Genomic DNA, 20,019 nt, shown 5'->3' on the forward strand with positions numbered 1-20,019 from the left:
GCGGGTCGCAGCGGTCCGCGATGCGCGGCGCATCGGAAAAGGGTGGGAGGCTGGACGAAGACCCGCTCGGGCTCGTTAGGGCTGCTTCCTTCCGGACCTGACCCGGTTGGCGAGTGATACGTCCCTCACCAACCCCCCGCCGCCTATATGGCCGGACGGTTCGCCGGATGCAAGCCGGGCCCGGGTTGAGCCGGCGCGCGGGGGCGGCCATGCTGCACCGGAGCGACAGCCGGGGAGGGGGCGGATGCGGATCGACCGGGGCCGGACGATGGCCGCCGCGCTGGCGAGCGTGCTGCTCGCGGGCGGCGCGGGCGCGGCCGGGGATTGGCAGGGCCGCTACCGCTGGGAGGCGGTGGGCGGCCGGACCGCGGGCGGCACGGGAATCGCCGTCACCTACGACCTCGCGATCGGGCCGCCGGGCGCGCGGGGCGGCTGCCTGCTCACCGCGCAGGGCTTCCAGACCGACGAGCGTATCCTCTGCAAAGCGGAGGCCGGCGCGCGGGGCCTGACGGTCGCCTTCCACAGCTACGCGGACGGGCGGACGGTGAACCGCTACGGGGTCGCGGTGCACCAGCCGGGCGAGCCGCTGTTCACGCTGACACGCGAGGCGACACGCGGGGAGAGCGGGTTGATCACCCGCCTGCAGGGCCTGCGCCCCTTGAACGAGGGCGCGCCGGTGTCCGGCACCTTCTTCGCGCGGGTGCCGTAGTGCCCAAACGCGCGGCCTTCGCCCGGGCGGGCCGATCGGGTTGCATCCCCTCTCCCCGCCGTGCGGGGAGAGGGCCACGTCTCCCCCAGGTCGGGAAGCGTGGCGAGGCAGAAGCCGATGGTGGGGAGGCTTCTCCGGAAGAGACTCCTGCGTGAAGCCCCCTCACCGCCGCTCCGGCTTCGCCTGCGCTTCCTGTCCGCACGACAAGGTGCGGACTGGCCTCTCCCCGCAAGCGGGAAGAGGGGGAGCCCGTCTCACTCGGCCTTGCGCTTGACGATGGCGAGGCTCTGCGGATCGAGCTTGAGGTCGAACTTCTTGCCGGCGGCGTCGATCGCGTCGTCCACCTCGATCATGCCGTCGTCGAGCTCGATCTCGTCCCATTTGGTGAAGCCCTCCTGCCGCAGCATGGCCTCGACCTTGGCCTGCTGATCGGGAGGCAGCTTCTGGTCGGCTCGCGCCAGGGTGCAGAGGCCGAGCGAGAGGGCGGCGGCGAGGATGAGGGTCGGGCGCATGCGATCGTCTCCTGGCATGTCGTTCGAGAGCCGGATCTCGCGCTGGCCGCGCAGGTCCGGACCCGGTGAACGGACCGGCGGCCTGCCTGTTCCTGGGCCCTCCCAGCGACGACTCCAGATTGTCAGCGGCCACGCTCAAGCTTAGGCTTATCCTCCCGGTCCGAGGATTTCCCACATGGTCACCCGCGTCGCCACCGTCGCCTTCGAGGGGATCGAGGCGCGGGCCGTCGACGTCCAGGTGCAGATCATCCCGGGCACGGTGCAGTTCGCGGTCGTCGGCCTGCCCGACAAGGCCGTGGCCGAGTCGCGCGAGCGGGTGCGGGGCGCGCTGATCGCCTCCGGGCTGGCGCTGCCGGCCAAGCGCATCACCGTCAACCTCGCGCCAGCCGACCTGCCGAAGGAGGGCTCGCACTACGACCTGCCGATCGCGCTGGGCGTGATGGCGGCGATCGGCGCGATCCCGGTCGACGCGCTCGGCGGCTACTGCGTGCTCGGCGAACTCGCCCTCGACGGCACGATCACGGCGGTGAACGGGGTGCTGCCGGCCGCGATCGCGGCGGGGGCCCGCGGCCTCGGGCTGATCTGCCCCGCTCCCTGCGGCCCGGAGGCGGCATGGGCCGGCGGCGACCTCGACGTGCTGGCGCCGCGCTCGCTGATCCAGCTCGCCAACCACTTCAAGGGCAGCCAGGTCATGGCCCGGCCGGAGCCCGCGATCGCCGCACTGACCGGACCGCTGCCGGACCTGCGCGACATCAAGGGCCAGGAGGGCGCCAAGCGCGCCCTGGAGATCGCCGCGAGCGGCGGCCACAATCTCCTGATGAACGGCCCTCCGGGCGCCGGCAAGTCGATGCTGGCGGCACGGCTCCCCTCGATCCTGCCGCCGCTCACCCCGCGCGAACTCCTCGACATCTCGATGATCCAGTCGGTGGCCGGCGAGCTGCGCGGCGGGGCGCTCTCGACCCGGCGCCCGTTCCGTCAGCCGCACCACTCGGCCTCGATGGCCGCGCTCGTGGGCGGGGGCCTGGGTGCGCGGCCGGGCGAGGCCTCGCTGGCACATGGCGGGGTGCTGTTCCTCGACGAATTGCCCGAGTTCACCCCGCAGGTGCTCGACTCGCTGCGCCAGCCGCTCGAGACCGGCGAGATCATGATCGCGCGGGCGAACCACCGCGTGGTCTACCCGGCCCGCTTCCAGCTGGTGGCCGCGATGAATCCCTGCCGCTGCGGGCAGGCGCTGGAGCCGGGCTACGCCTGCCGCCGGGGGCCGAACGCGCGCTGCATGGCCCAGTACGGCGCCCGGATCTCGGGCCCGCTCCTCGACCGGATCGACCTGCGCATCGAGGTGCCGGCGGTGAGCGCCGCCGACCTGATCCTGCCGCCGCCGGAGGAGGGCTCGGCCGAGGCCGCCGCCCGGGTCGCGGCAGCGCGCAAGCTTCAGGGGGAGCGCTACGCGGCGCGGGGCCTGTCGGCGGCCACCACCAACGCGACCTGCCCGGCGACGCTGATCGAGGAGGTGGCGCGGCCCGATGCGGAGGGGGCGGCACTGATCCGCTCGGCGGCCGAGTCCTTGTGCCTCTCCGCCCGGGGTTTCCACCGGACGCTGCGCCTCGCCCGCACGCTCGCCGACCTCGACGGCGAGGCGACGGTGCGCCGGCTGCATCTGGCCGAGGCTCTGTCCTATCGCGGTCGGGCCGATCGGCCGGAGGCGGCCTGAGTCTCAGTGCGCGGCGGTCTCCTCGGGCTCCGCCTTCTCGGCGGGCGGCTCGGCGCTGGCGACCGCCTTGCGATCCAGCATCGGCTGGAGGCGGGCGGCCAGCTGCCGGTCGAGATGCCGGGCATAGGCACCCTTGAAGTAGCGGTCGCCGGTGCCGGGTCCGTAGGCGCGGTCATGCGCCATCACCATGGCGTCGACCTCGGGCCGGCACAGGAAGCCGATCACCCCGGCGGCCTGAAACCAGCGCCCGGCACGGGCATGGTTCATGGCGCCCGGATTGGACATCACGGTCTCGGCGAAGCAGTCGGTGGCGGCCTGGCGCAGCGGAGCCAGCGTCGCCTCCGCATCGACCTTGGGCCGGGGCCGGGCCTCGGCCGCGGCGACGAGGGCGAGGACGGCGAGGGAACCGAGAAGCGCGATCTTCATGCGGGAGGTCTCGAGGGGCACCGGACAGCCCGGATCCTCCCACCCGATTGCGACCGGAACAGGGCTCCGGACGCCGCGGCGCAGCATTCCGGAGCGGGCGGTACGGCGTCCGCCTTGACCGAACGAAGGCCTGCGACGCTCTGCCGCAGCGTGCGAACGGAACCGTTTCTAGCTGCGCCGTTCGGCGTTCCAGCGCCCGCGGCACTGGCTGCTGCCCGAGGCCGTCCAGGTGCCACGGCCGTAGCCGTCCTTGGCGAGGCGACCGACCACGTTGGCGCTGCCGAGCGCGTTGGAGATGGTGGCCCGCACCTGCCCGTTCGGCGCGACGCGGCCGCTCACCTGGAAGTCGCCGCCCGGGTAGCTCGCCTCGCCCCGGTTGATGCGCACGCCGTAGCGGTAGGCCCGGTCGCAGGAGCCCGACTCGGTGACGACCTCGATGCTCCAGTTGCCGTCGAAGCGGTCCGGCACCTGGGCCGAACGCCGCGCGGCGTCGGCCGAGCCGATGCCCGCTGCGGCGAGCGTCAGGACGGCGGCGGCGAGGGCGAAGTGCTTCATCGTGGGATGTCCGACTGATCCGGTCCAAGCTCCCCGACGCGGTGCGCGCGGAGCGTGGCTGAAACTCGTCAGAGCGGTTTCGGTTGCGCGCGGGCCGCGCCGGCCGCCTCAGCCCTTCACCGCCCGCCGCAGGGCCTCGCTGAGGAAGGCCAGCAGGTCGCCGCCCGCCTGGAGGAAGCCATCGACGCCTGCCGCCTTCAGCGCGTCCGGATCGGCCGGCTTGCCGGCGAGGTAGACCGTGCCGGCCCCCGCCTCCTTGAGGGCGCGGGCCGCCCCGACCGCGCGCTCGGCGTAGACCGCGTCCGACGAGCAGATGCAGGCGATCCGGGCGCCCGAGGCGTGGAAGGCCTCGGCGAGCGCCGCCTCGTCCGCGAACCCGTCGTTCGACAGGGCCTCGATGCCGCCCGCCGCGAAGGCGTTGGCCGCGAAGGTGGCGCGGGTGTTGAAGGCCGAGAGCGCCCCGAGATTGGCCAGGAACACGGCCGGGCGCGCGCCCGCTTTGGCGAGCACCGCGTCGGAGGCGTCGCGGAGCGCCTCGAAGGGCTCGGCGAGGCGGCCCGAGGGCAGGGGATCGCAGGCGACCGCCGCGCCCGCGCCGAAATCCGAGGCCGCGGGCGCCGCCGCGGGAGCGACGTCCAGCACCGTCACGGGCTTCTCGGCGAGGTGCGGGAACTCGGTCGCGCCGGTCAGCGGCTCGCGGCGGGTGGCGACGTTGCGGGCCCGGGTCTCGCGCACCGCCTCGATGCGGCGCTGCAGCTTGCCGACGCTGAGCGAGGCCACGATGCCGCCCTCGCGCTCGATCGCCTGGAAGGCCTCCCAGGCCCGCTCGGTCAGGTCGGCGGTCAGCGCCTCGAACCCGCCCGCGCCCGCGGCCGGATCGGCGACCCGGGCGAGGCCCGACTCCTCCAGGAGCACGATCTGGCTGTTGCGGGCGACGCGCCGCGCGAAGGCGTCGGGCAGGCCGAGCGCCTGCGTGTAGGGCAGGGCGGCCACGCTGTCGGCGCCGCCGAGCCCGGCGGCCGCCGTCGCCATGGTGGTGCGCAGGATGTTCACGAAGGGGTCGCGCCGGGTCATCATCCGCCACGCGGTCTCGGCGTGGAGGCGCAGCGGCTTGGGGTCGAGCCCGCAGGCCTGCTCGACCCGGGCCCAGAGCCGGCGCATGGCGCGGAACTTGGCGAGCCCCAGGAACTCGTCGGCGTCGGCGGCGAGCAGCACGGCGACAGCGTCGCGGGCCCGCTCCAGCGTGTGCCCCTCGGCCTCGAGCGCCCGCAGGTAGGTGACGGCGGTGGCGAGCACCGCGGCGAGCTCGTCCACCTCGCCCGCGCCGCCCTCGTGGTAGGGCCGTCCGTCGGCGAGCAGCGCCCGGCCCCTGAAGCCCGCGGCATCGAAGTCGCGCAGTGTCGCGCCGAGCTTCGGCACGATGTCGGACCAGACCGCACCGAGGCTGCCGGTGGCGGCGAGCTTGCCGACCGGGTCGATGCCGAGATCGAGGTCGAGGGCGGCCAGATCCTCGCCGCGCCGCTCGGCCAAGCCCTTGATCAGGCCGGCGGCCTCCAGCGCCTGCCCCCCCGCCTCCAGCCGCAGGGCGATCAGCGGCAGCATCACGCCCTGGAGAACCGCGTCGAGCTCATCCACGCTCGCGGCGGCGAGGCCGTAGCCGCGGGCGGTCGGCGCCGCCGCGAAGACCAGGGTCAGCGCGTCGGCGCCGCCCTCGAGGTCGGTCAGCGCCTGGGCGTTGGCGGAAGCGGCGTCCGGATGATCGACCCGCTGCACGACGCGCCAGGGGCCGGGCGCGCGCACCGGCTGGGACGCGGGCTCGGCCGGATCGTAGAGGGGCTCGATGCGCAGACCGTCCGCGCTCTTCGAGACGAGGCGCTTCTCGAAATCCGCGCCCTTGAGCACGCCCTCGACGAGGCCGAGCCAGCGCTCGCGGGTCGCGGGCTCGAAGAGGTCGGCGAGCGGTCTGTCTTCCATGCGCGTCGGGCCCTGCGAATCCTCAGGCCGGCGGTTACACCCGCCCGTTCTCGTCACTTGCCCTCGCACACCCGCAGAAGCGTGGCAATCGTCCGATGGGCCGAGCCGGCCCGAACGGTCCCAATCCAGGACGATCGGCCCATGAGGATCGGCCCATGAGGATCGGCCCAAGCACGTCACCCCAGGATGATCAGCCCCACGAACCCGAGAGAGCCAACGATGATGCGCCACCACCCGAACAGCCAGAAGCCGTGGCGGGCGACGTAGTCGAGCACCGTCCGCACCACGACCAGCGCCGCGAAGAAGGCCACCACGAAGCCGATCACGATCAGGCCGGCATCGTTGGCGCTCAGGTTCTTGTAGTTGTCGAGCAGGTCCTTGGCGAAGGCGCCCGCCATGGTTGGCATGGCGAGGTAGAACGAGAACTCGGTGGCCGAGCGCTTGTCGGCGCCCATCAGCATCGCGCCGACGATCGTGGCGCCCGAGCGCGACACGCCGGGGATCATGGCGAGGCACTGGAACACGCCGATCTTCAGCGCCATCGGCAGGCTGAAATCGTAGACGTCGGTCTTCTCGACCTCGAGGTCCGTGTCGTCGAGGACGAGGAGGACGAGGCCGCCCGCCACAAGGGTGGCGCAGACGATCCAGGGATTGAACAGGTAGGCCTTGATCACCTTCGAGAAGAGGCCGCCGATGATCGCGGCCGGCAGGAAGGCCAGCAGGATCGCCAGCACGAAGCGGCGCGCGTTCGGGTCACGCGGCAGCGCGAGGGCGACGGCGAGCAGCCGGCGGAAATAGACCGCCAGGATCGCCAGGATGGCGCCGAGCTGGATCAGCACCTCGAAGGTGTTGTTGGGCGAGTGGAAGCCGATGAAGTGCCCGACGAGGAGTTGGTGCCCGGTGGAGGAGACCGGGATGAACTCGGTGGCGCCCTCGACGAGCGCGAGAACCACCGCCTTCACGATGCTCGTCGCATCCATTCTGTCAGCCTCGGTTGCCAGGAGTGAGCGGGCCCGACTAGCCCGAAAGATCGCGCGGCCGCCAGGACGACGTGATCGGCCGCCAAGGTTGACGGGCGGTTACCGGCGCCGGCCGAGCGTGTTAAGGGCTCGGCAACGATCGGGCCATATCTGATCATGCCTGCCCGGTCCCGCGAACTTTCGTGCGGTGCGTCCGGCCGGCACCCCGCCCGTTCCGAACGGCCTCGATGGCGACGCTCTATCACTTCCCCTTCTGCGCCAATTCCCGCTTCATCCGGCTCGTGCTCGCCGAGATGGGCATGGAGCCGGTGCTCGCCGAGGAGAAGCCCTGGGAGCGGCGCGACGCGTTCCTGATGCTCAACCCGGCCGGCCAGACGCCGGTGCTGCTGGAGCAGGGCGGGCTCGTGGTGCCGGGCGCGGGCATCATCGCCGAGTATCTCGACGAGACCCGGGGGCTCGGCCTCACGGGCCGGCGGATGATGCCGGAGGCGACCGCCGACCGGGTCGAGGTGCGCCGCCTGCTCGACTGGTTCCTCGTCAAATTCGACCAGGAGGTGACGGGCTACCTCGTCACCGAGAAGATCTCGAAGCGCTTCATGTCCAGCCGGGACGGTGGCGGGGCGCCGGACATGAACGCGATCCGGGCGGCGCGGATCAATGTGGGCTACCACCTCAAATACATCGGCTACCTGATCGCCCGGCGCCGCTGGATCGCGGGCGACCACCTCACCTACGCGGATCTGGCCGCCGCGGCGCATCTCTCCTGCGTGGACTATCTCGGCGACGTGCCCTGGGACGACGACGAGACCGCGCGGGACTGGTACGCCCGGGTGAAGTCCCGCCCCTCCTTCCGCAGCCTGCTCGCCGACCGCGTGCCCGGCATGCCGCCGGCCCCGCACTACGCGGACCTGGATTTCTAGGACGGGGCAGAGCACCATCCCGGCCGTGACGGCGCGGATCGAGGAGGCCGGAATGAACTTCCAGAGCACCCGCCACACCGACGAGCCGCAGGGGCGGGCGACATTCGGCATGGCCAAGCTGCGGTCCCGGAGGACAGGCCTGCCCTTCATCGTCTTCATCTCGCGGCGCGACGGCGCCCGGCACGATGTCCGCGGAAAGGTCTCTCCCAACCCGAAGGTGCGCAACCCCCAGATGGGCTCCCACGCGCTCCGGCCCTACCGGTTCGTGGACGGGTGCCGCCTGAACCCGGGCGAGGAGCGAGCCCCGGAAGCCTGGGTCGGCAAGAACCTCGACGTCCTCGTCCGCTACTGGAACGGGGATATCGAGTACACCGAGGACGCGCTGGGACTGCTCGAAGCGATCTGATCTCTCACGTCGCCTGAACCACCACCTCCACGAGGTTCGGCTTCCCCGATCGGATGCCCGCCTCGATCGCGGGCGCGATGTCCCCGGCCCGCTCGATGCGGCGCGCCGGCACGCCCATCGAGGCGGCGAGTGCCGGGAAGTCGATGCGCGGATCGACGAGGTCCATGGCGATGAAGCGGTTGGCCCGCACCGACGCGTAGTGGTCCTGCGATTTCATGAACCGCTTCAGGATGTTGTACTCGGCATTGTTGATCACCACGAAGGTGACCGGCAGGCCCTCGTGCGCCGCTGTCCAGAGCGCCTGGGGCGAGTACATCGCCGCCCCGTCGCCGACGACGCAGACCACCGGCCCCCGGTCGAGACCGAGCGAGAATCCGACCGCGGCCGGCATGCCCCAGCCCAGCACGCCGCCGCGCATGGCCGCGTACTGGTGGGTGTTCGGGCTGTCGAGGAAGGTGCGCAGATGGGTCAGCGTGGCGGGCGCCTCGTCCATGATCGCGACATCGTGACCGACCGCGCGCGCCACCTCGCGGGCCGCCACCAGCGGCGCGATCACCGGGTCGGCGAAGGCGGCCTCGGCCGCCGCAGCGAGCCGGGCGCGCCGCTGGTGGCGCGCCGCGGCAGCCCGCGCCCGCAACTCCGCATAGGCCTCGGCCCGGCCGGCCAGGCGGGGCTTCAGGAGCGGGAGCAGCGCGTCGAGGGAGGCGCGGATGTCGCCGACCATCGAGAGCGTCGTGGTGTAGGTGCGCCCGAGGTCGCGCACGTCGGCCGAGAGCTGGAACACCTGCGTGGCGGCCGGGACCGCCGAGCCCTCGGTGTACAGGATCGTGATCAGCGACTTGCCGCCGAGCGCGAAGATCGCGTCGTAGGCGCCGAGGATATCGGCGATCTCCGTGGCCTTGGTCGGCAGGTTGCCGGCCCAGAGCGGGTGCGCGGTCGGGAAGGGGATGTGGGCCGGCCAGGACGAGCCGTAGACCGGCGCCCCGAAGAGGTCGGCCAACGCCACCGCCTGGGCCGAGGCGTCGCTCGAGTCGATCTCGTCGCCCGCGATGATCGCGAGCCGGCCGGGCGGGACCGCCGCGAGGTAATCGGCCAGCCGGTCGAGCGAGCCGGCCGTGGCGCAGCGGTCGATCTCCGAGAGCGCGCCCGCGGGCGCCGTCGTCATCGCTTCCATCACGTCCATCGGGAGCGACAGGAAGACGGGTCCGGCCGGCGCGGCGCTGCAATCGTGGAAGGCCCGCCGCAGCAGGATCGCGAGCTGGTCGGCGTTCGTCACCTCGCGGGCCCATTTCACCGCGGGCGTCGCGATCGCGACGAGGTCCCCCGAGAGCAGCGGGTCGGTGATGGCGTGCCGCGAATCCTGCTGGCCCGCCGTCACCACGAGCGGCGTGCCCGAGACGTGGGCGTTGATCAGGTTGCCGAAGCCGTGCCCGAGCCCGCCCGCCGTGTGCAGGTTGAGGAAGGCCGGGCGCCGCGCTCCTTGCGCGTAGCCGTCCGCCATCGCCACGGCGCTCGCCTCCTGCAGGGCCAGGATATAGGCGATGTCCGGCGTCTCGGTGAGCGCGTCGATGAGGGGCAGCTCCGTGGTGCCCGGATTGCCGAAGATGTAGCGCACGCCCTCCGAGCGCAGCACCTCGAGCAACAGCGCCGCCCCGCGCCGCGGAGCCACCGAATCCATCGTCGCGATCACGCCAGCACTCCCTCGCCCGACAGTCGCGTCCAGGCTACGCCAAGCCGACGCGCCTGCCCACAGCGAGCGCCCCGCCGTCCCCGCTGCTACCGCTCGCCGCAGGCGGCCCGCGTGCCGCGCCGCCCGTGCCGAGGGGACCGAGTCGGGCCGCTGCGGATTCCATCAGACGCCTCAGATGTTTCCGATCGCGCCGAGCGCGCGAGCGAGATTCGACGCCGTCGATCAAGCCGTCTGAATGTCGCACCCCAGTCGAATTCAAGCACAGGAAATCCCGGAACCGCATCGCGGCGAGCCTGTTGATCGGACAGTCTCGGCGCTTTGCCGGGTCAACTGGGAGATAATCCTGAATGACCGACCGCAAGCAGCAGAACCAGTCCACGAATACTGATCATTCGCGCCAGAATCACAAGAATCCCGACACACCGCAGCAGGGCTCCGTGCAGCACTCGGACGACGGCCGCCTGAAGGAGAACCGCGAGAAGGGCGTCCATCGCGGCGACAAGGAGTAGGTCTTCCTGAGGGGCTGCCGCGAGGCGGCCCCTTCTCCATGTCATGCCGTGTCACGCCCGCAGATGCGCGACGAAGGCCCGTGCGAAGGCCGGGAGCGCGTCCAGGTCGCGCAGGCACAAGGAGAGGTCGCGGCTCGCCCAAGGATCGGTCAGCGGCACCACCGCGATGTCGAGCCCGCGGGCCGCACGCCGCGCCGTGCTCTCCGGCACGATGCCGAGCCCGACCCGGGCATCGGCCAGCCGGCAGACCGCATCGAAGCCGCGCAATTGCACCCGCAGCCGCATCGGGTGCCCGATCCGCGCGGCGCGCTCGGCCAGGAAGCGCGTGATGGCGCTCGCTCGGTCCAGCCCGACGAGGTCGTGCTCCAGCACCTCCGCGAAGGCCACGGCCTCCCGCCCCGCCAGCGGATGGGTGTTGGCCGCAGCCACCACGAAGCGGTCCTGCCGGAACGGGAAGGTCTGGAGCGCAGCCGTGTCCACCGTCCCCGACAGGATACCGAGATCGGCCGCGCCCTCGGCCACCAGACCGACGATCTCGTCGGAGGTGTGCTCGTCGATATCGACGCTGACGCCGGGATGCGCCGCCAGATAGGCCGAGAGGGCGTCGGGCAGGAACTCGGTGAGCGCGTTGGTGTTTGCCACCACCCGGATCTGCCCGACCGTGCCGCCGGAGAAGGCCGAGAGTTCGGTCTGCATGCGCTCGATCGCCGCCAGGATCGTGCGGGCATGGGCGAGCAGGGCCCGGCCCGCCGGCGTCGGGCTGACGCCGAGCCGGCTGCGGGTAAGGAGCGCGGCGCCGAGGCTCTCCTCCAGGCCGCGGATGCGCGTCGAGGCGGCGGCGAGCGCGAGGTTCGCCCGACCCGCCCCGTGGGTGATCGACCCGGCCTCCACCACGTGGCGGAACAGCGAGAGATCGACGAGGTCGAAGCGCATCATCGGGCCGCTCTCGCATCCGTGATCGGCGAAACGCGTCGCGCGCCTGCCGCTTGCGAGGGAAGCGGAGCGCGGCGCACTTCCTTCGCCTTCCACGAAGGCTCCGTCAACGAGTCCCGAATTGCGAACGGTTCCAAACCGGCAGAATGCTGCTGCCCTGGAACGGGGGCTCATCCATGCACGGAGAGGCGGCCATCTGGGCGACCGGCGCCCTGCTCGTGCTCTGCATGGGCCTGTGGGCGACCGCGCTGATCCCCGAGATCGTCACGGTCCTCGTCTTCTTCGCGCTCGCGATGCTCTTGAAGCTCGGAGCGCCCGCCACCGTGTTCTCGGGGTTTGCGGCCTCAGCCTTCTGGCTCGTGCTCGCCGGCATGGTGGTGGGGCAGGCGATGACCCGCACCGGGCTCGGCGCGCGCTTGGCGCAGGGGCTCTCCGGCCGGCTCGGCGGCTCCTACCCGCGCTTCATCGGCGGCCTCGTCGCCTTCAGCGTCGGGCTCGCCTTCGTGATGCCCTCGAATCTCGGGCGCATCGCCTTGATGATCCCGGTGACGCTGGCGCTGTGCGACCGGTTCGGCCTCGGCCCCGGGCGGCCGGGCCGGGCCGCCGCCGTGCTGGCGGTGGGCGTAGCGACGCCCAACCTCTCGGCCGCAATCCTGCCCGCCAACGTGCCGAACCTCGTCATGGCGGGCGCCGCCGAGAGCCTGCTCGGGCTGCATCTCTCCTACCTGCCCTATCTCTGGCTGCACGGCCCGGTCCTGGCGATCGTGAAGGGCGGCCTCCTGACGCTCCTCGTCGTGCGCCTCTTCCCCGACCGGCTGGAGCCCCGGCGCGACGGCGCCGCCACCGCGACCCCGCTCTCGGGCTCGGAACGGCGGCTCGCCGCTCTCCTCGTCGCGACCCTGGCGCTCTGGGCGACCGACAGCCTGCACGGCATCGCCCCGGCCTGGATCGGGCTCGCGGCCGCCGCCATCTGCATCATGCCGCGAGTCGGCGTGATTCCGGCCGACGCCTTCGGGCAGGTCTCGCTGCGCACCTGCTTCTACATCGCGGCCCTGCTCGGGCTCGTGGCCCTCGTCAACGAGACGGGGCTCGGCGCCCGCCTCGGCCACGCGCTGCTGGCGGTCGCGCCGCTGGAGCCGGGGGCCGCCACCCAGAACTACGCCGTGCTCACCGGCATCGCGACGTTGCTGACGCTCCTCGTCACAGCGAACGGCGCGCCCGCCCTCTACACGGCGCTCGCTGGCGAGATGGCGACGGGAAGCGGCCTGCCCGCGTTGACCGTGGTGATGATCCAGGTCGTGGGCTACAGCACGGTGTTCTTCCCCTACCAGGCGCCGCCGATCGTGTTCGCGCGCGAGCTCGGCGGCGTATCGCTCAAGGATGCGACCCGGCTCACCCTCGCCTTCGGCACTGCATCACTCGTTGTTGCAGCGCCGTTGAACTACCTGTGGTGGCGCGCGCTGGGGTGGCTGCCGTGAGATGGGCCAAGGACATGCGCAGGCGGCTAGTCCGAAAAAATCGTATTCAGAATCATAAGCGTGACAGATCTGCCGGATCGTTCATGCCGCATTGCGGCTTGCCCCTCGGCGGCCTAGCCCTACCAGTTTAGAGACGCTTCAGTTCGCAACTGCGAGGCCCATTCAGCATGGCACCGACAGCCCGGCCCACGGTGGCCCAACCCCTCTCGCCTCATCTCCAGATCTACCGCTGGACCTGGACCATGGCGATGTCGGTGCTCCACCGCGTCACCGGCACCGCGCTCTACGGCGGCACCGCGCTCGTCGCGATCTGGCTGGTGGCGCTGGCCTCGGGCCCGGCCGCCTACGGCTGGGTCGCGTGGTTCTTCGGCTCGTGGATCGGCCGGATCGTGCTGTTCGGCTACACCTGGATCCTGATGCACCACATGCTGGGCGGCCTGCGCCACTTCGTGTGGGATTTCGGCGTCGGCCTCGACCGCCAGACCCGGATGAACCTGTCGCGCTTCACCCTGATCGGCTCCGTGGCCCTCACCCTCGTGATCTGGGCGGCCGCCCTGGTCCTGCGCTGAGAAAGGGCGACCCCATGGCCGACAACCGCCAGAACACGAACGTCTCCATCCGCACCCCGCGCGCCCGCGTGCGCGGCCTCGGCGCCTCCGGGCACGGGGCCGACCATTGGTGGTTCCAGCGCCTCACCGCCGCCGCCAACCCGCCGCTGATCATCGGCTTCGTGATCATCGTGGCGTTGATGGCGGGCCGCCCCTACCCGGAGGCGGTGGCGCTGATGGGCCACCCGCTCGTCGCGATCCTGCTGATCCTCACGATCCTCTCGGTCACGCTGCACATGCGCGTCGGCATGCAGGTGATCATCGAGGACTACGTCCACGACAAGGCGCTGCGCATCACCGCGCTCTTCGCCAACACCATCTACACGGTCGTCGTCGCCGTGGCCTGCTTCTACGCGATCCTGCGCGTGGGGCTCTCCCGCCTCGTCTGACCGGAACCCAAGGAGCTTCTCCATGGCCGCCAACGGCACCAACGGGTCGCAGCCCGCCTACACCATCCACGACCACAGCTTCGACGTCGTCGTCGTCGGCGCCGGCGGCGCCGGCCTCCGCGCCACCGTCGGCTGCTCGCAGGCGGGGCTTCGCACCGCCTGCATCACCAAGGTGTTCCCGACGCGCTCGCACACGGTGGCGGCGCAGGGCGGCATCTCGGCCTCGCTCGGCAACATGGGCCCGGACGACTGGCGCTGGCACATGTACGACACCGTGAAGGGCTCGGACTGGCTCGGCGACCAGGACGCGATCGAGTACCTCGTGCGCAACGCCCCCGCGGCGGTCTACGAACTCGAGCACTGGGGCGTGCCCTTCTCGCGGACCGAGGAAGGCAAGATCTACCAGCGGCCCTTCGGCGGCATGACCACCGATTACGGTAAGGGTACCGCCCAGCGCACCTGCGCGGCGGCCGACCGCACCGGCCACGCCATGCTGCACACCCTCTACGGGCAGGCGGTGAAGAACCAGACCAACTTCTTCATCGAGTACTTCGCCCTCGACCTCCTGATGGACGAGGACGGTCGCTGCCGCGGCGTCATCGCGATGGATCAGGCCACCGGCGAGATCCACCGCTTCCGGGCCGCGATGACCATCCTGGCGACCGGCGGCTACGGCCGCGCCTACTTCTCGGCGACCTCGGCCCATACCTGCACCGGCGACGGCGGCGGCATGGTGCTGCGCGCCGGCCTGCCGCTGCAGGACATGGAGTTCGTGCAGTTCCACCCGACCGGCATCTACGGCGCGGGCTGCCTGATCACGGAAGGGGCGCGGGGCGAGGGCGGCTACCTGACGAATTCCGAGGGCGAGCGCTTCATGGAGCGCTACGCGCCGTCCGCCAAGGACCTCGCCTCGCGCGACGTGGTCTCGCGCTCGATGACCATGGAGATCCGCGCGGGCCGCGGCGTCGGCAAGGGCGGCGACCACATCTTCCTGCACCTCGACCACCTCGACCCGAAGATCCTGCACGAGCGCCTGCCGGGCATCTCGGAGAGCGCCAAGATCTTCGCGGGCGTGGACGTGACGAAGGAGCCGATCCCGGTCCTGCCGACCGTGCACTACAACATGGGCGGCATCCCGACGAACTATCACGGCGAGGTGCTCACCCTGAAGAACGGCGACCCGGACACGGTGGTGCCGGGCCTGATGGCGATCGGCGAGGCGGCCTGCGTCTCGGTGCACGGCGCCAATCGCCTCGGCTCGAACTCGCTGATCGACCTCGTGGTGTTCGGCCGCGCGGCCGGCCTGCGCTGCGCCGACATCGTCGAGGCCAACGGCCGGATCCCGGACGCCCCGAAAGAGGCGACCGACAAGGCGCTCAGCCGCCTCGACCGCTTCCGCTACGCCAACGGCGCCACGCCGACCGCGGAGCTGCGCCTCGAGATGCAGACGACGATGCAGAACAACTGCGCGGTCTTCCGCACCGGCGAGGTGCTGGAGGAGGGTCGCGGCCTGATCAACAAGGTCTGGCATGCGGCGGCCGACATCAAGATCACCGACCGCTCGCTCGTCTGGAACACCGACCTCCTGGAGACCCTGGAGTTCGACAACCTGATCGGCCAGGCGGTGGTGACGATGGAATCGGCCGCCAACCGCAAGGAATCGCGCGGCGCGCATGCCCGTGAGGACTTCCCGGACCGCGACGACAAGGAGTGGATGAAGCACACCCTCTCCTGGCTCGACGAGAGCGCGCACCGGACCACGATCGATTACCGCCCGGTCCACACCTACACGATGTCGAACGAGATCCAGTACATCGAGCCCAAGGCGCGCGTGTACTGAACGCCATAACCGCCGCAGCCTCGGCTGCGGCGCGCCCGTGCCGGCCTCGACCGTTCTCACACCCGGCGTGTGGCACATGCCGTACGCCGGACCCTGACCAGACGAGCCGGACCGCGAAGGCGCTCCCACCAGTCACGGGAATTCCAGACACATGGCCCAGTTTTCCCTTCCCAAGAACTCGCAGGTCCGCGAGGGCAAGTCCTGGCCGGCACCCGCCGGGGCCAAGAACCTGCAGACCTTCCGCATCTACCGCTGGAATCCGGACGACGGCGCCAATCCGCGGATCGACACCTATCAGGTCGATCGCGACGATTGCGGTCCGATGGTGCTCGACGCGCTCCTGTGGATCAAGAACAAGGTCGACTCGACCCTGGTCTTCCGCCGCTCCTGCCGCGAGGGCATCTGCGGCTCCTGCGCCATGAACATCGAGGGCCAGAACACCCTGGCCTGCACGATGGGCATCGACGAGTGCCGGAGCCCCGACAACGCGCTCCCGATCCTCACCCGCAAGGACAAGGACGGTGCGGTGCGGATCTACCCGCTGCCGCACATGCCGGTGCTGAAGGATCTGGTCCCGGACCTGACCAACTTCTTCGCCCAGCACGCCGCGATCGAGCCCTGGCTCCAGACCGAGACGCCCGCCCCCGAGAAGGAGTGGCGCCAGACGCCGGAGGACCGCGCCCGCCTCGACGGCCTCTACGAGTGCATCCTCTGCGCCTGCTGCACCACGAGCTGCCCGAGCTACTGGTGGAACGGCGACCGCTTCCTCGGGCCGGCGGCCCTGCTCCAGGCCTATCGCTGGCTGATCGACTCGCGCGACGAGAACACCGGCGACCGGCTCGACAGCCTGCACGACCCGTTCCGGCTCTATCGCTGCCATACGATCATGAACTGCGCCAACACCTGCCCGAAGAACCTGAACCCGGCGAAAGCCATCGCCGAGATCAAGAAAATGATGGTCGAGCGCGAGGTCTGAGTTCCAGGATTCCCAAGGGCCCCAGGTCCTTGGGCGGGGTTCCGGGGCAGGGCCCCGGGTTGGAACCTCCGCCCCCGCAAAACCGGGCTGGCGGCTCCAAATGCAGGGTTCCACCCTGCACCCGCCAAAGGTCTCGACCTTTGGGATGCGCGACATGGGGCGATGCCTCAGACGGCCGGGGTGGCGACACCCCGGCCGTTTCGCGTTGCGCGGCGCGAAGCGCGGGTGCGGCAGGGCCGCCACAGTGCGGCGGAAATCCCCCGCCGTCCCCGCTTCCCCGGACCCCGCTCCCGGCACCGCCTTGCGGGCATCGCATTTGATGGCGAGGGCAGAGGCCGCGCGCCATGAGGGGGCGCCCCCACGGGATCCGAGGTCGATGACGCGTCCGTTTCTGTCGACAACCGCCGTTCTGGTGCTCGCCGCCAGCCTCGGGGCCTGCGCCTCGCAGCGTCTCGACGCCCCGCGCACCCGCGGGCCCGGGCCCCAGGCCGCCCTCGACACCTCCGTGCCGGCCGTGCCCTCGGGCGCCGTGACGACCAGCCCGCTCGCGCCCCCGCCCGGCGTCGCCGCCGCGCCGGACGGCCCGGTGGTTGCCCCCGGCACCCAGGTCGCGACCGCGGCGCCGCCCGCCTCGAACGTCATCCCGGAGCCCGTCGCGCCCCCGCCCGCCCCGCCGCCGGTCGTGGCGAGCGGCCGCTCGGCCGTGGTCGGCACCTGGGACGCCAAGGACGCCACCGGCGCGAGCTGCAAGGTCACCCTGTCGAGCGCGCCCGCCCTCGACCTCTACAAGGCGAGCGCCGGCGGCTGCCCGAACAAGGACCTCGCCAAGGTCTCGGCCTGGGATTTTCGCGACGGCGAGGTCTACCTCTACCAGGCCGGGGGCACCGTGGCGGCGCGCCTGCGCCAGGGCGGCGGGGCGCTCGACGGCCAGCTGACCAAGTCCGGCGCCTCCCTGGCGCTGGTGCGCTGAGGCCGTGCCGGCCCGGCCGCTGATCCTCTGGCCCGATCCGCGGCTGCGCCAGCCATGCGCGCCCGTCGAGACCTTCGACGACAACCTGCGGGTGCTGGCCGAGGACCTCACGGCGAGCCTCGACGCCGCGATGGCGGCGGGGCTCACCGCGGCGCATATCGGTGAGCTGCGCCGCCTCGTGGTGCTGCGCCCCGAGCCCGGCGGCCCGGCCACGCTCTACTGCAATCCGGAAATTCTGGAGGCAGCGCCCGAGCGCGCGGACGGGCGCGAGGGCAGCGTCTCGATGCCGGGCGTCGCCGAGACGGTGGCGCGCGCCGCCTGGGTACGGGTGCGCTACCGCGACCTCGACGGCGCCGAGCAGGAAGAGCGCGCCGAGGGTTTTCGAGCGGCCTGCCTTCAGCACGAGATCGACCAGCTCGACGGCATCTTCTGGATCGAGCGCCTGTCGCGCCTGCGCCGCGAGCGCGTCCTGAAGCGCTTCGCCAAGCTGCGGGATGCGGGATAGCGCGGAAGACCGCTCTCCGCGCCAAGCCCCTGCACCGGAGAGATGGCTGCTCGGATGTTCGGGCGAGGAACCGCTTCTCTCTCCACGGGTTCGGCCCGCGGATACAGGAGCCTCCCGCCCATGCGCATCACGACCGTCGCCGACCTCGTCGTCGAGACCCTGGAGGAGGCCGGCGTCCGCCGCATCTTCGGCGTCGTCGGGGACAGCCTGAACGCCCTCACGGAATCTCTCCGGGCGCGCGGCACGATCGACTGGATCCACGTCCGCCACGAGGAGGCGGGCGCCTTCGCGGCCGGGGCCGAGGGTCAGATCACGGGGCACCTCGCCGTCTGCGCCGGCTCCTGCGGGCCGGGCCACGTGCACCTGATCAACGGCCTCTACGATTGCCACCGCACCGGCGTGCCGGTTCTCGCCATCGCCGCCCACATCCCCTCGGCCGAGATCGGCTCCGGCTACTTCCAGGAGACGAACCCGACCGCTTTGTTCCGCGATTGCAGCCATTATTGCGAGCTGGTCTCGGACCCGGCGCAGCTTCCTTTCGTGCTGGAGAACGCGATCCGCGCGGCGATCGGCCAGCGGGGCGTGGCCGTGGTGGTGATCCCGGGCGACGTCGCCCTGAAGGACGCGCCCAAGGATGCGGCCAAGCGCGGCCCGACGCCCCGCGCGGGCCTGATCCCGCCGCGGCCCGTGGCGCGCCCGGCCGACTCCGAACTCGACGCGCTGGCCGCCCTGCTCAACGGCTCGCGGCGCGTCACCCTGCTCTGCGGGCGCGGCTGCGCGGGCGCGCATGCCGAGCTGATGCAGCTCGCCGAGGCCCTGAAGAGCCCGATCGTGCACGCGCTCGGGGGCAAGGACCACGTCGAGTACGACAACCCCTACGATGTCGGCATGACCGGCCTGATCGGCTTCTCCTCGGGCTACGCCGCGATGATGGGCTGCGAGACCCTGCTGATGCTGGGCACGGCCTTCCCCTACAAGCAGTTCTACCCGCAGGACGCCAAGATCGCGCAGGTCGATATCCGCCCGCACGAGCTCGGGCGGCGCTGCCGGCTCGATCTCGGTCTCGTCGGCGACGTGCGGGCGACGATCCAGGCGCTGCTGCCGAAGCTCTCCGCCAAGACGGACCGTGCCTGGCTCGATGCCAGCCTCAAGCACTACGCCAAGGCTCGGGAGGGTCTGGACGAGCTCGCCACGGGCCGCCCGGGCAGCGGGTTGATCCACCCGCAATACCTCACCCGCGTGATCAGCGAGGCGGCCGCGGACGACGCCGTGTTCACGGCCGACGTCGGCACGCCCACCGTCTGGGCGGCGCGCTACCTCCAGATGAACGGCCGGCGCCGCCTCATCGGCTCCTGGGTGCACGGCTCGATGGCCAACGCCATGGCGCAGGGCATCGGCATCCAGGCGGCGGAGCCGAACCGGCAGGTCGTCGCCCTCGCGGGCGATGGCGGGTTCGCGATGCTGATGGGCGACTTCCTAACGCTGCGCCAGCACCGCCTGCCGCTGAAGGTGGTGGTGTTCAACAACGGCTCGCTCGGCTTCGTCGAGATGGAGATGAAGGCCGCGGGCTACATCGAGACCGGCGTGGCGCTCGACAACCCGGACTTCGCCGCCATGTCGCGGGCCGCCGGCATCTTCGCCCTGCGCGTCGAGGACCCGGGCGATCTGCCGGGCGCCGTGAAGGAGTTCCTGGCCTTCGATGGCCCCTCGCTCCTCGACGTGACGGTGGCGCGGAACGAATTGTCGATTCCCCCGAAGATCGACGGCCAGCAGGTGAAGGGCTTCAGCCTCTACATGCTACGCGCCGTGATGAGCGGACGCGGTGACGCGGTTCTCGACCTCGCCAAGACCAACCTCATCCGCTAGACCGGGACGGCCAGTTTCGAACCGTTCCACACGCACACGTGAGCAGGGAGCTGGCGAGCCGG

The 20,019-nt window shown here is 71.5% G+C and carries 20 protein-coding genes and 1 other RNA gene; 13 read left to right on the forward strand and 8 right to left on the reverse strand.

The genetic code is table 11. The annotated features are described in order from the left end of the window. Nucleotides 1-40 precede the first annotated feature (40 nt). Nucleotides 41-139, reverse strand: an RNA gene (ffs, locus tag DK427_RS15200) — signal recognition particle sRNA small type. A gap of 105 nt (nucleotides 140-244) precedes the next feature. Here ffs and DK427_RS15205 point away from each other — a divergent pair. Then, nucleotides 245-709 carry a DUF5991 domain-containing protein gene (locus DK427_RS15205; RefSeq protein WP_109952001.1) on the forward strand — a complete coding sequence of 155 codons (465 nt, stop codon included), beginning with the start codon at nucleotides 245-247 and terminating at the stop codon, nucleotides 707-709. Nucleotides 710-963: 254 nt separating this feature from the next. On the opposite strand, the gene DK427_RS15210 is transcribed toward DK427_RS15205, so the two are convergent. After that, on the reverse strand, nucleotides 964-1,221 hold the full coding sequence (locus tag DK427_RS15210) for a PepSY domain-containing protein (protein ID WP_109952002.1): 258 nt from the start codon (nucleotides 1,219-1,221) through the stop codon (nucleotides 964-966). Nucleotides 1,222-1,396: 175 nt separating this feature from the next. On the opposite strand from DK427_RS15210, the gene DK427_RS15215 reads away from it, so the two are divergent. Then, nucleotides 1,397-2,932 carry a YifB family Mg chelatase-like AAA ATPase gene (locus tag DK427_RS15215; protein WP_109952003.1) on the forward strand — a complete coding sequence of 512 codons (1,536 nt, stop codon included), beginning with the start codon at nucleotides 1,397-1,399 and terminating at the stop codon, nucleotides 2,930-2,932. Between the two features lie 3 nt (nucleotides 2,933-2,935). Here the strand turns inward: DK427_RS15215 and DK427_RS15220 are convergent, their stop codons facing one another. The 4 genes from DK427_RS15220 to DK427_RS15235 all read right to left on the reverse strand — a co-directional run bounded on the left by DK427_RS15220 (nucleotide 2,936) and on the right by DK427_RS15235 (nucleotide 6,867). Continuing rightward, nucleotides 2,936-3,358: a hypothetical protein gene (locus tag DK427_RS15220; protein ID WP_109954186.1), complete on the reverse strand. Its 423-nt coding sequence runs from the start codon at nucleotides 3,356-3,358 to the stop codon at nucleotides 2,936-2,938. Between the two features lie 168 nt (nucleotides 3,359-3,526). Beyond that, nucleotides 3,527-3,913 (reverse strand): hypothetical protein, encoded by a 387-nt coding sequence (locus tag DK427_RS15225; protein ID WP_109952004.1) that lies wholly within the window; start codon nucleotides 3,911-3,913, stop codon nucleotides 3,527-3,529. A gap of 108 nt (nucleotides 3,914-4,021) precedes the next feature. Then, a complete protein-coding gene (locus DK427_RS15230; protein WP_109952005.1) occupies nucleotides 4,022-5,887 on the reverse strand; it encodes a methylmalonyl-CoA mutase family protein in 1,866 nt (621 codons plus the stop codon). 176 nt (nucleotides 5,888-6,063) lie between these two features. Continuing rightward, nucleotides 6,064-6,867 carry an undecaprenyl-diphosphate phosphatase gene (locus DK427_RS15235; protein ID WP_109952006.1) on the reverse strand — a complete coding sequence of 268 codons (804 nt, stop codon included), beginning with the start codon at nucleotides 6,865-6,867 and terminating at the stop codon, nucleotides 6,064-6,066. 227 nt (nucleotides 6,868-7,094) lie between these two features. Between DK427_RS15235 and DK427_RS15240 the strand changes: the two genes are divergently transcribed. Further along, a complete protein-coding gene (locus tag DK427_RS15240) occupies nucleotides 7,095-7,787 on the forward strand; it encodes a glutathione S-transferase family protein (protein WP_109952007.1) in 693 nt (230 codons plus the stop codon). A 52-nt stretch (nucleotides 7,788-7,839) separates the two neighbouring features. After that, complete coding sequence (locus DK427_RS15245; protein WP_109952008.1) at nucleotides 7,840-8,193, forward strand: hypothetical protein; 354 nt, start codon at nucleotides 7,840-7,842, stop codon at nucleotides 8,191-8,193. Nucleotides 8,194-8,197: 4 nt separating this feature from the next. Here DK427_RS15245 and DK427_RS15250 read toward each other — a convergent pair whose 3' ends face one another. Beyond that, nucleotides 8,198-9,871, reverse strand: coding sequence for a thiamine pyrophosphate-binding protein (locus tag DK427_RS15250; RefSeq protein ID WP_109954187.1), 1,674 nt, complete (start codon nucleotides 9,869-9,871; stop codon nucleotides 8,198-8,200). Between the two features lie 359 nt (nucleotides 9,872-10,230). Between DK427_RS15250 and DK427_RS26375 the strand changes: the two genes are divergently transcribed. Then, the gene (locus DK427_RS26375; RefSeq protein ID WP_162559807.1) at nucleotides 10,231-10,392 is read left to right on the forward strand and encodes a hypothetical protein; all 162 of its coding nucleotides are present in this window, start codon (nucleotides 10,231-10,233) and stop codon (nucleotides 10,390-10,392) included. Between the two features lie 51 nt (nucleotides 10,393-10,443). Here DK427_RS26375 and DK427_RS15255 read toward each other — a convergent pair whose 3' ends face one another. Next, nucleotides 10,444-11,328: a LysR family transcriptional regulator gene (locus DK427_RS15255; protein WP_204165174.1), complete on the reverse strand. Its 885-nt coding sequence runs from the start codon at nucleotides 11,326-11,328 to the stop codon at nucleotides 10,444-10,446. 173 nt (nucleotides 11,329-11,501) lie between these two features. Here DK427_RS15255 and DK427_RS15260 point away from each other — a divergent pair, with 173 nt between their 5' ends. The 8 genes from DK427_RS15260 to poxB all read left to right on the forward strand — a co-directional run bounded on the left by DK427_RS15260 (nucleotide 11,502) and on the right by poxB (nucleotide 19,957). Beyond that, nucleotides 11,502-12,803: an SLC13 family permease gene (locus DK427_RS15260; RefSeq protein WP_109954189.1), complete on the forward strand. Its 1,302-nt coding sequence runs from the start codon at nucleotides 11,502-11,504 to the stop codon at nucleotides 12,801-12,803. Between the two features lie 167 nt (nucleotides 12,804-12,970). Beyond that, nucleotides 12,971-13,372 carry a succinate dehydrogenase, cytochrome b556 subunit gene (sdhC, locus tag DK427_RS15265; RefSeq protein WP_109952009.1) on the forward strand — a complete coding sequence of 134 codons (402 nt, stop codon included), beginning with the start codon at nucleotides 12,971-12,973 and terminating at the stop codon, nucleotides 13,370-13,372. A gap of 14 nt (nucleotides 13,373-13,386) precedes the next feature. Further along, a complete protein-coding gene (gene sdhD / locus DK427_RS15270; RefSeq protein ID WP_109952010.1) occupies nucleotides 13,387-13,800 on the forward strand; it encodes a succinate dehydrogenase, hydrophobic membrane anchor protein in 414 nt (137 codons plus the stop codon). 22 nt (nucleotides 13,801-13,822) lie between these two features. After that, nucleotides 13,823-15,640 carry a succinate dehydrogenase flavoprotein subunit gene (gene sdhA, locus DK427_RS15275; RefSeq protein WP_109952011.1) on the forward strand — a complete coding sequence of 606 codons (1,818 nt, stop codon included), beginning with the start codon at nucleotides 13,823-13,825 and terminating at the stop codon, nucleotides 15,638-15,640. 151 nt (nucleotides 15,641-15,791) lie between these two features. Beyond that, the gene (locus DK427_RS15280; protein WP_109952012.1) at nucleotides 15,792-16,616 is read left to right on the forward strand and encodes a succinate dehydrogenase iron-sulfur subunit; all 825 of its coding nucleotides are present in this window, start codon (nucleotides 15,792-15,794) and stop codon (nucleotides 16,614-16,616) included. A gap of 376 nt (nucleotides 16,617-16,992) precedes the next feature. Next, nucleotides 16,993-17,586: an AprI/Inh family metalloprotease inhibitor gene (locus DK427_RS15285; RefSeq protein ID WP_109952013.1), complete on the forward strand. Its 594-nt coding sequence runs from the start codon at nucleotides 16,993-16,995 to the stop codon at nucleotides 17,584-17,586. Nucleotides 17,587-17,590: 4 nt separating this feature from the next. Beyond that, nucleotides 17,591-18,091, forward strand: coding sequence for a peptide deformylase (locus DK427_RS15290; protein WP_109952014.1), 501 nt, complete (start codon nucleotides 17,591-17,593; stop codon nucleotides 18,089-18,091). Between the two features lie 120 nt (nucleotides 18,092-18,211). Next, complete coding sequence (poxB, locus tag DK427_RS15295) at nucleotides 18,212-19,957, forward strand: ubiquinone-dependent pyruvate dehydrogenase (protein ID WP_109952015.1); 1,746 nt, start codon at nucleotides 18,212-18,214, stop codon at nucleotides 19,955-19,957. Nucleotides 19,958-20,019: the final 62 nt, after the last annotated feature.

It is taken from the genome of Methylobacterium radiodurans (assembly GCF_003173735.1).
Classification (GTDB): domain Bacteria; phylum Pseudomonadota; class Alphaproteobacteria; order Rhizobiales; family Beijerinckiaceae; genus Methylobacterium; species Methylobacterium radiodurans.

What these genes read in the sequence shown, in the direction of transcription:
- DK427_RS15260 (WP_109954189.1), top strand. Translation starts at nt 11,502, where the DNA reads ATGCACGGAGAGGCGGCCATCTGGGCGACCGGCGCCCTGCTCGTGCTC.
- sdhA (WP_109952011.1), top strand. Translation starts at nt 13,823, where the DNA reads ATGGCCGCCAACGGCACCAACGGGTCGCAGCCCGCCTACACCATCCAC.
- DK427_RS15220 (WP_109954186.1), bottom strand. Translation starts at nt 3,358, where the DNA reads ATGAAGATCGCGCTTCTCGGTTCCCTCGCCGTCCTCGCCCTCGTCGCC.
- DK427_RS15225 (WP_109952004.1), bottom strand. Translation starts at nt 3,913, where the DNA reads ATGAAGCACTTCGCCCTCGCCGCCGCCGTCCTGACGCTCGCCGCAGCG.
- DK427_RS15210 (WP_109952002.1), bottom strand. Translation starts at nt 1,221, where the DNA reads ATGCGCCCGACCCTCATCCTCGCCGCCGCCCTCTCGCTCGGCCTCTGC.
- DK427_RS15255 (WP_204165174.1), bottom strand. Translation starts at nt 11,328, where the DNA reads ATGATGCGCTTCGACCTCGTCGATCTCTCGCTGTTCCGCCACGTGGTG.
- DK427_RS15215 (WP_109952003.1), top strand. Translation starts at nt 1,397, where the DNA reads ATGGTCACCCGCGTCGCCACCGTCGCCTTCGAGGGGATCGAGGCGCGG.
- DK427_RS26375 (WP_162559807.1), top strand. Translation starts at nt 10,231, where the DNA reads ATGACCGACCGCAAGCAGCAGAACCAGTCCACGAATACTGATCATTCG.
- DK427_RS15250 (WP_109954187.1), bottom strand. Translation starts at nt 9,871, where the DNA reads ATGGATTCGGTGGCTCCGCGGCGCGGGGCGGCGCTGTTGCTCGAGGTG.
- poxB (WP_109952015.1), top strand. Translation starts at nt 18,212, where the DNA reads ATGCGCATCACGACCGTCGCCGACCTCGTCGTCGAGACCCTGGAGGAG.
- sdhD (WP_109952010.1), top strand. Translation starts at nt 13,387, where the DNA reads ATGGCCGACAACCGCCAGAACACGAACGTCTCCATCCGCACCCCGCGC.
- DK427_RS15285 (WP_109952013.1), top strand. Translation starts at nt 16,993, where the DNA reads ATGACGCGTCCGTTTCTGTCGACAACCGCCGTTCTGGTGCTCGCCGCC.
- DK427_RS15230 (WP_109952005.1), bottom strand. Translation starts at nt 5,887, where the DNA reads ATGGAAGACAGACCGCTCGCCGACCTCTTCGAGCCCGCGACCCGCGAG.
- DK427_RS15280 (WP_109952012.1), top strand. Translation starts at nt 15,792, where the DNA reads ATGGCCCAGTTTTCCCTTCCCAAGAACTCGCAGGTCCGCGAGGGCAAG.
- DK427_RS15235 (WP_109952006.1), bottom strand. Translation starts at nt 6,867, where the DNA reads ATGGATGCGACGAGCATCGTGAAGGCGGTGGTTCTCGCGCTCGTCGAG.
- DK427_RS15240 (WP_109952007.1), top strand. Translation starts at nt 7,095, where the DNA reads ATGGCGACGCTCTATCACTTCCCCTTCTGCGCCAATTCCCGCTTCATC.
- sdhC (WP_109952009.1), top strand. Translation starts at nt 12,971, where the DNA reads ATGGCACCGACAGCCCGGCCCACGGTGGCCCAACCCCTCTCGCCTCAT.
- DK427_RS15245 (WP_109952008.1), top strand. Translation starts at nt 7,840, where the DNA reads ATGAACTTCCAGAGCACCCGCCACACCGACGAGCCGCAGGGGCGGGCG.
- DK427_RS15205 (WP_109952001.1), top strand. Translation starts at nt 245, where the DNA reads ATGCGGATCGACCGGGGCCGGACGATGGCCGCCGCGCTGGCGAGCGTG.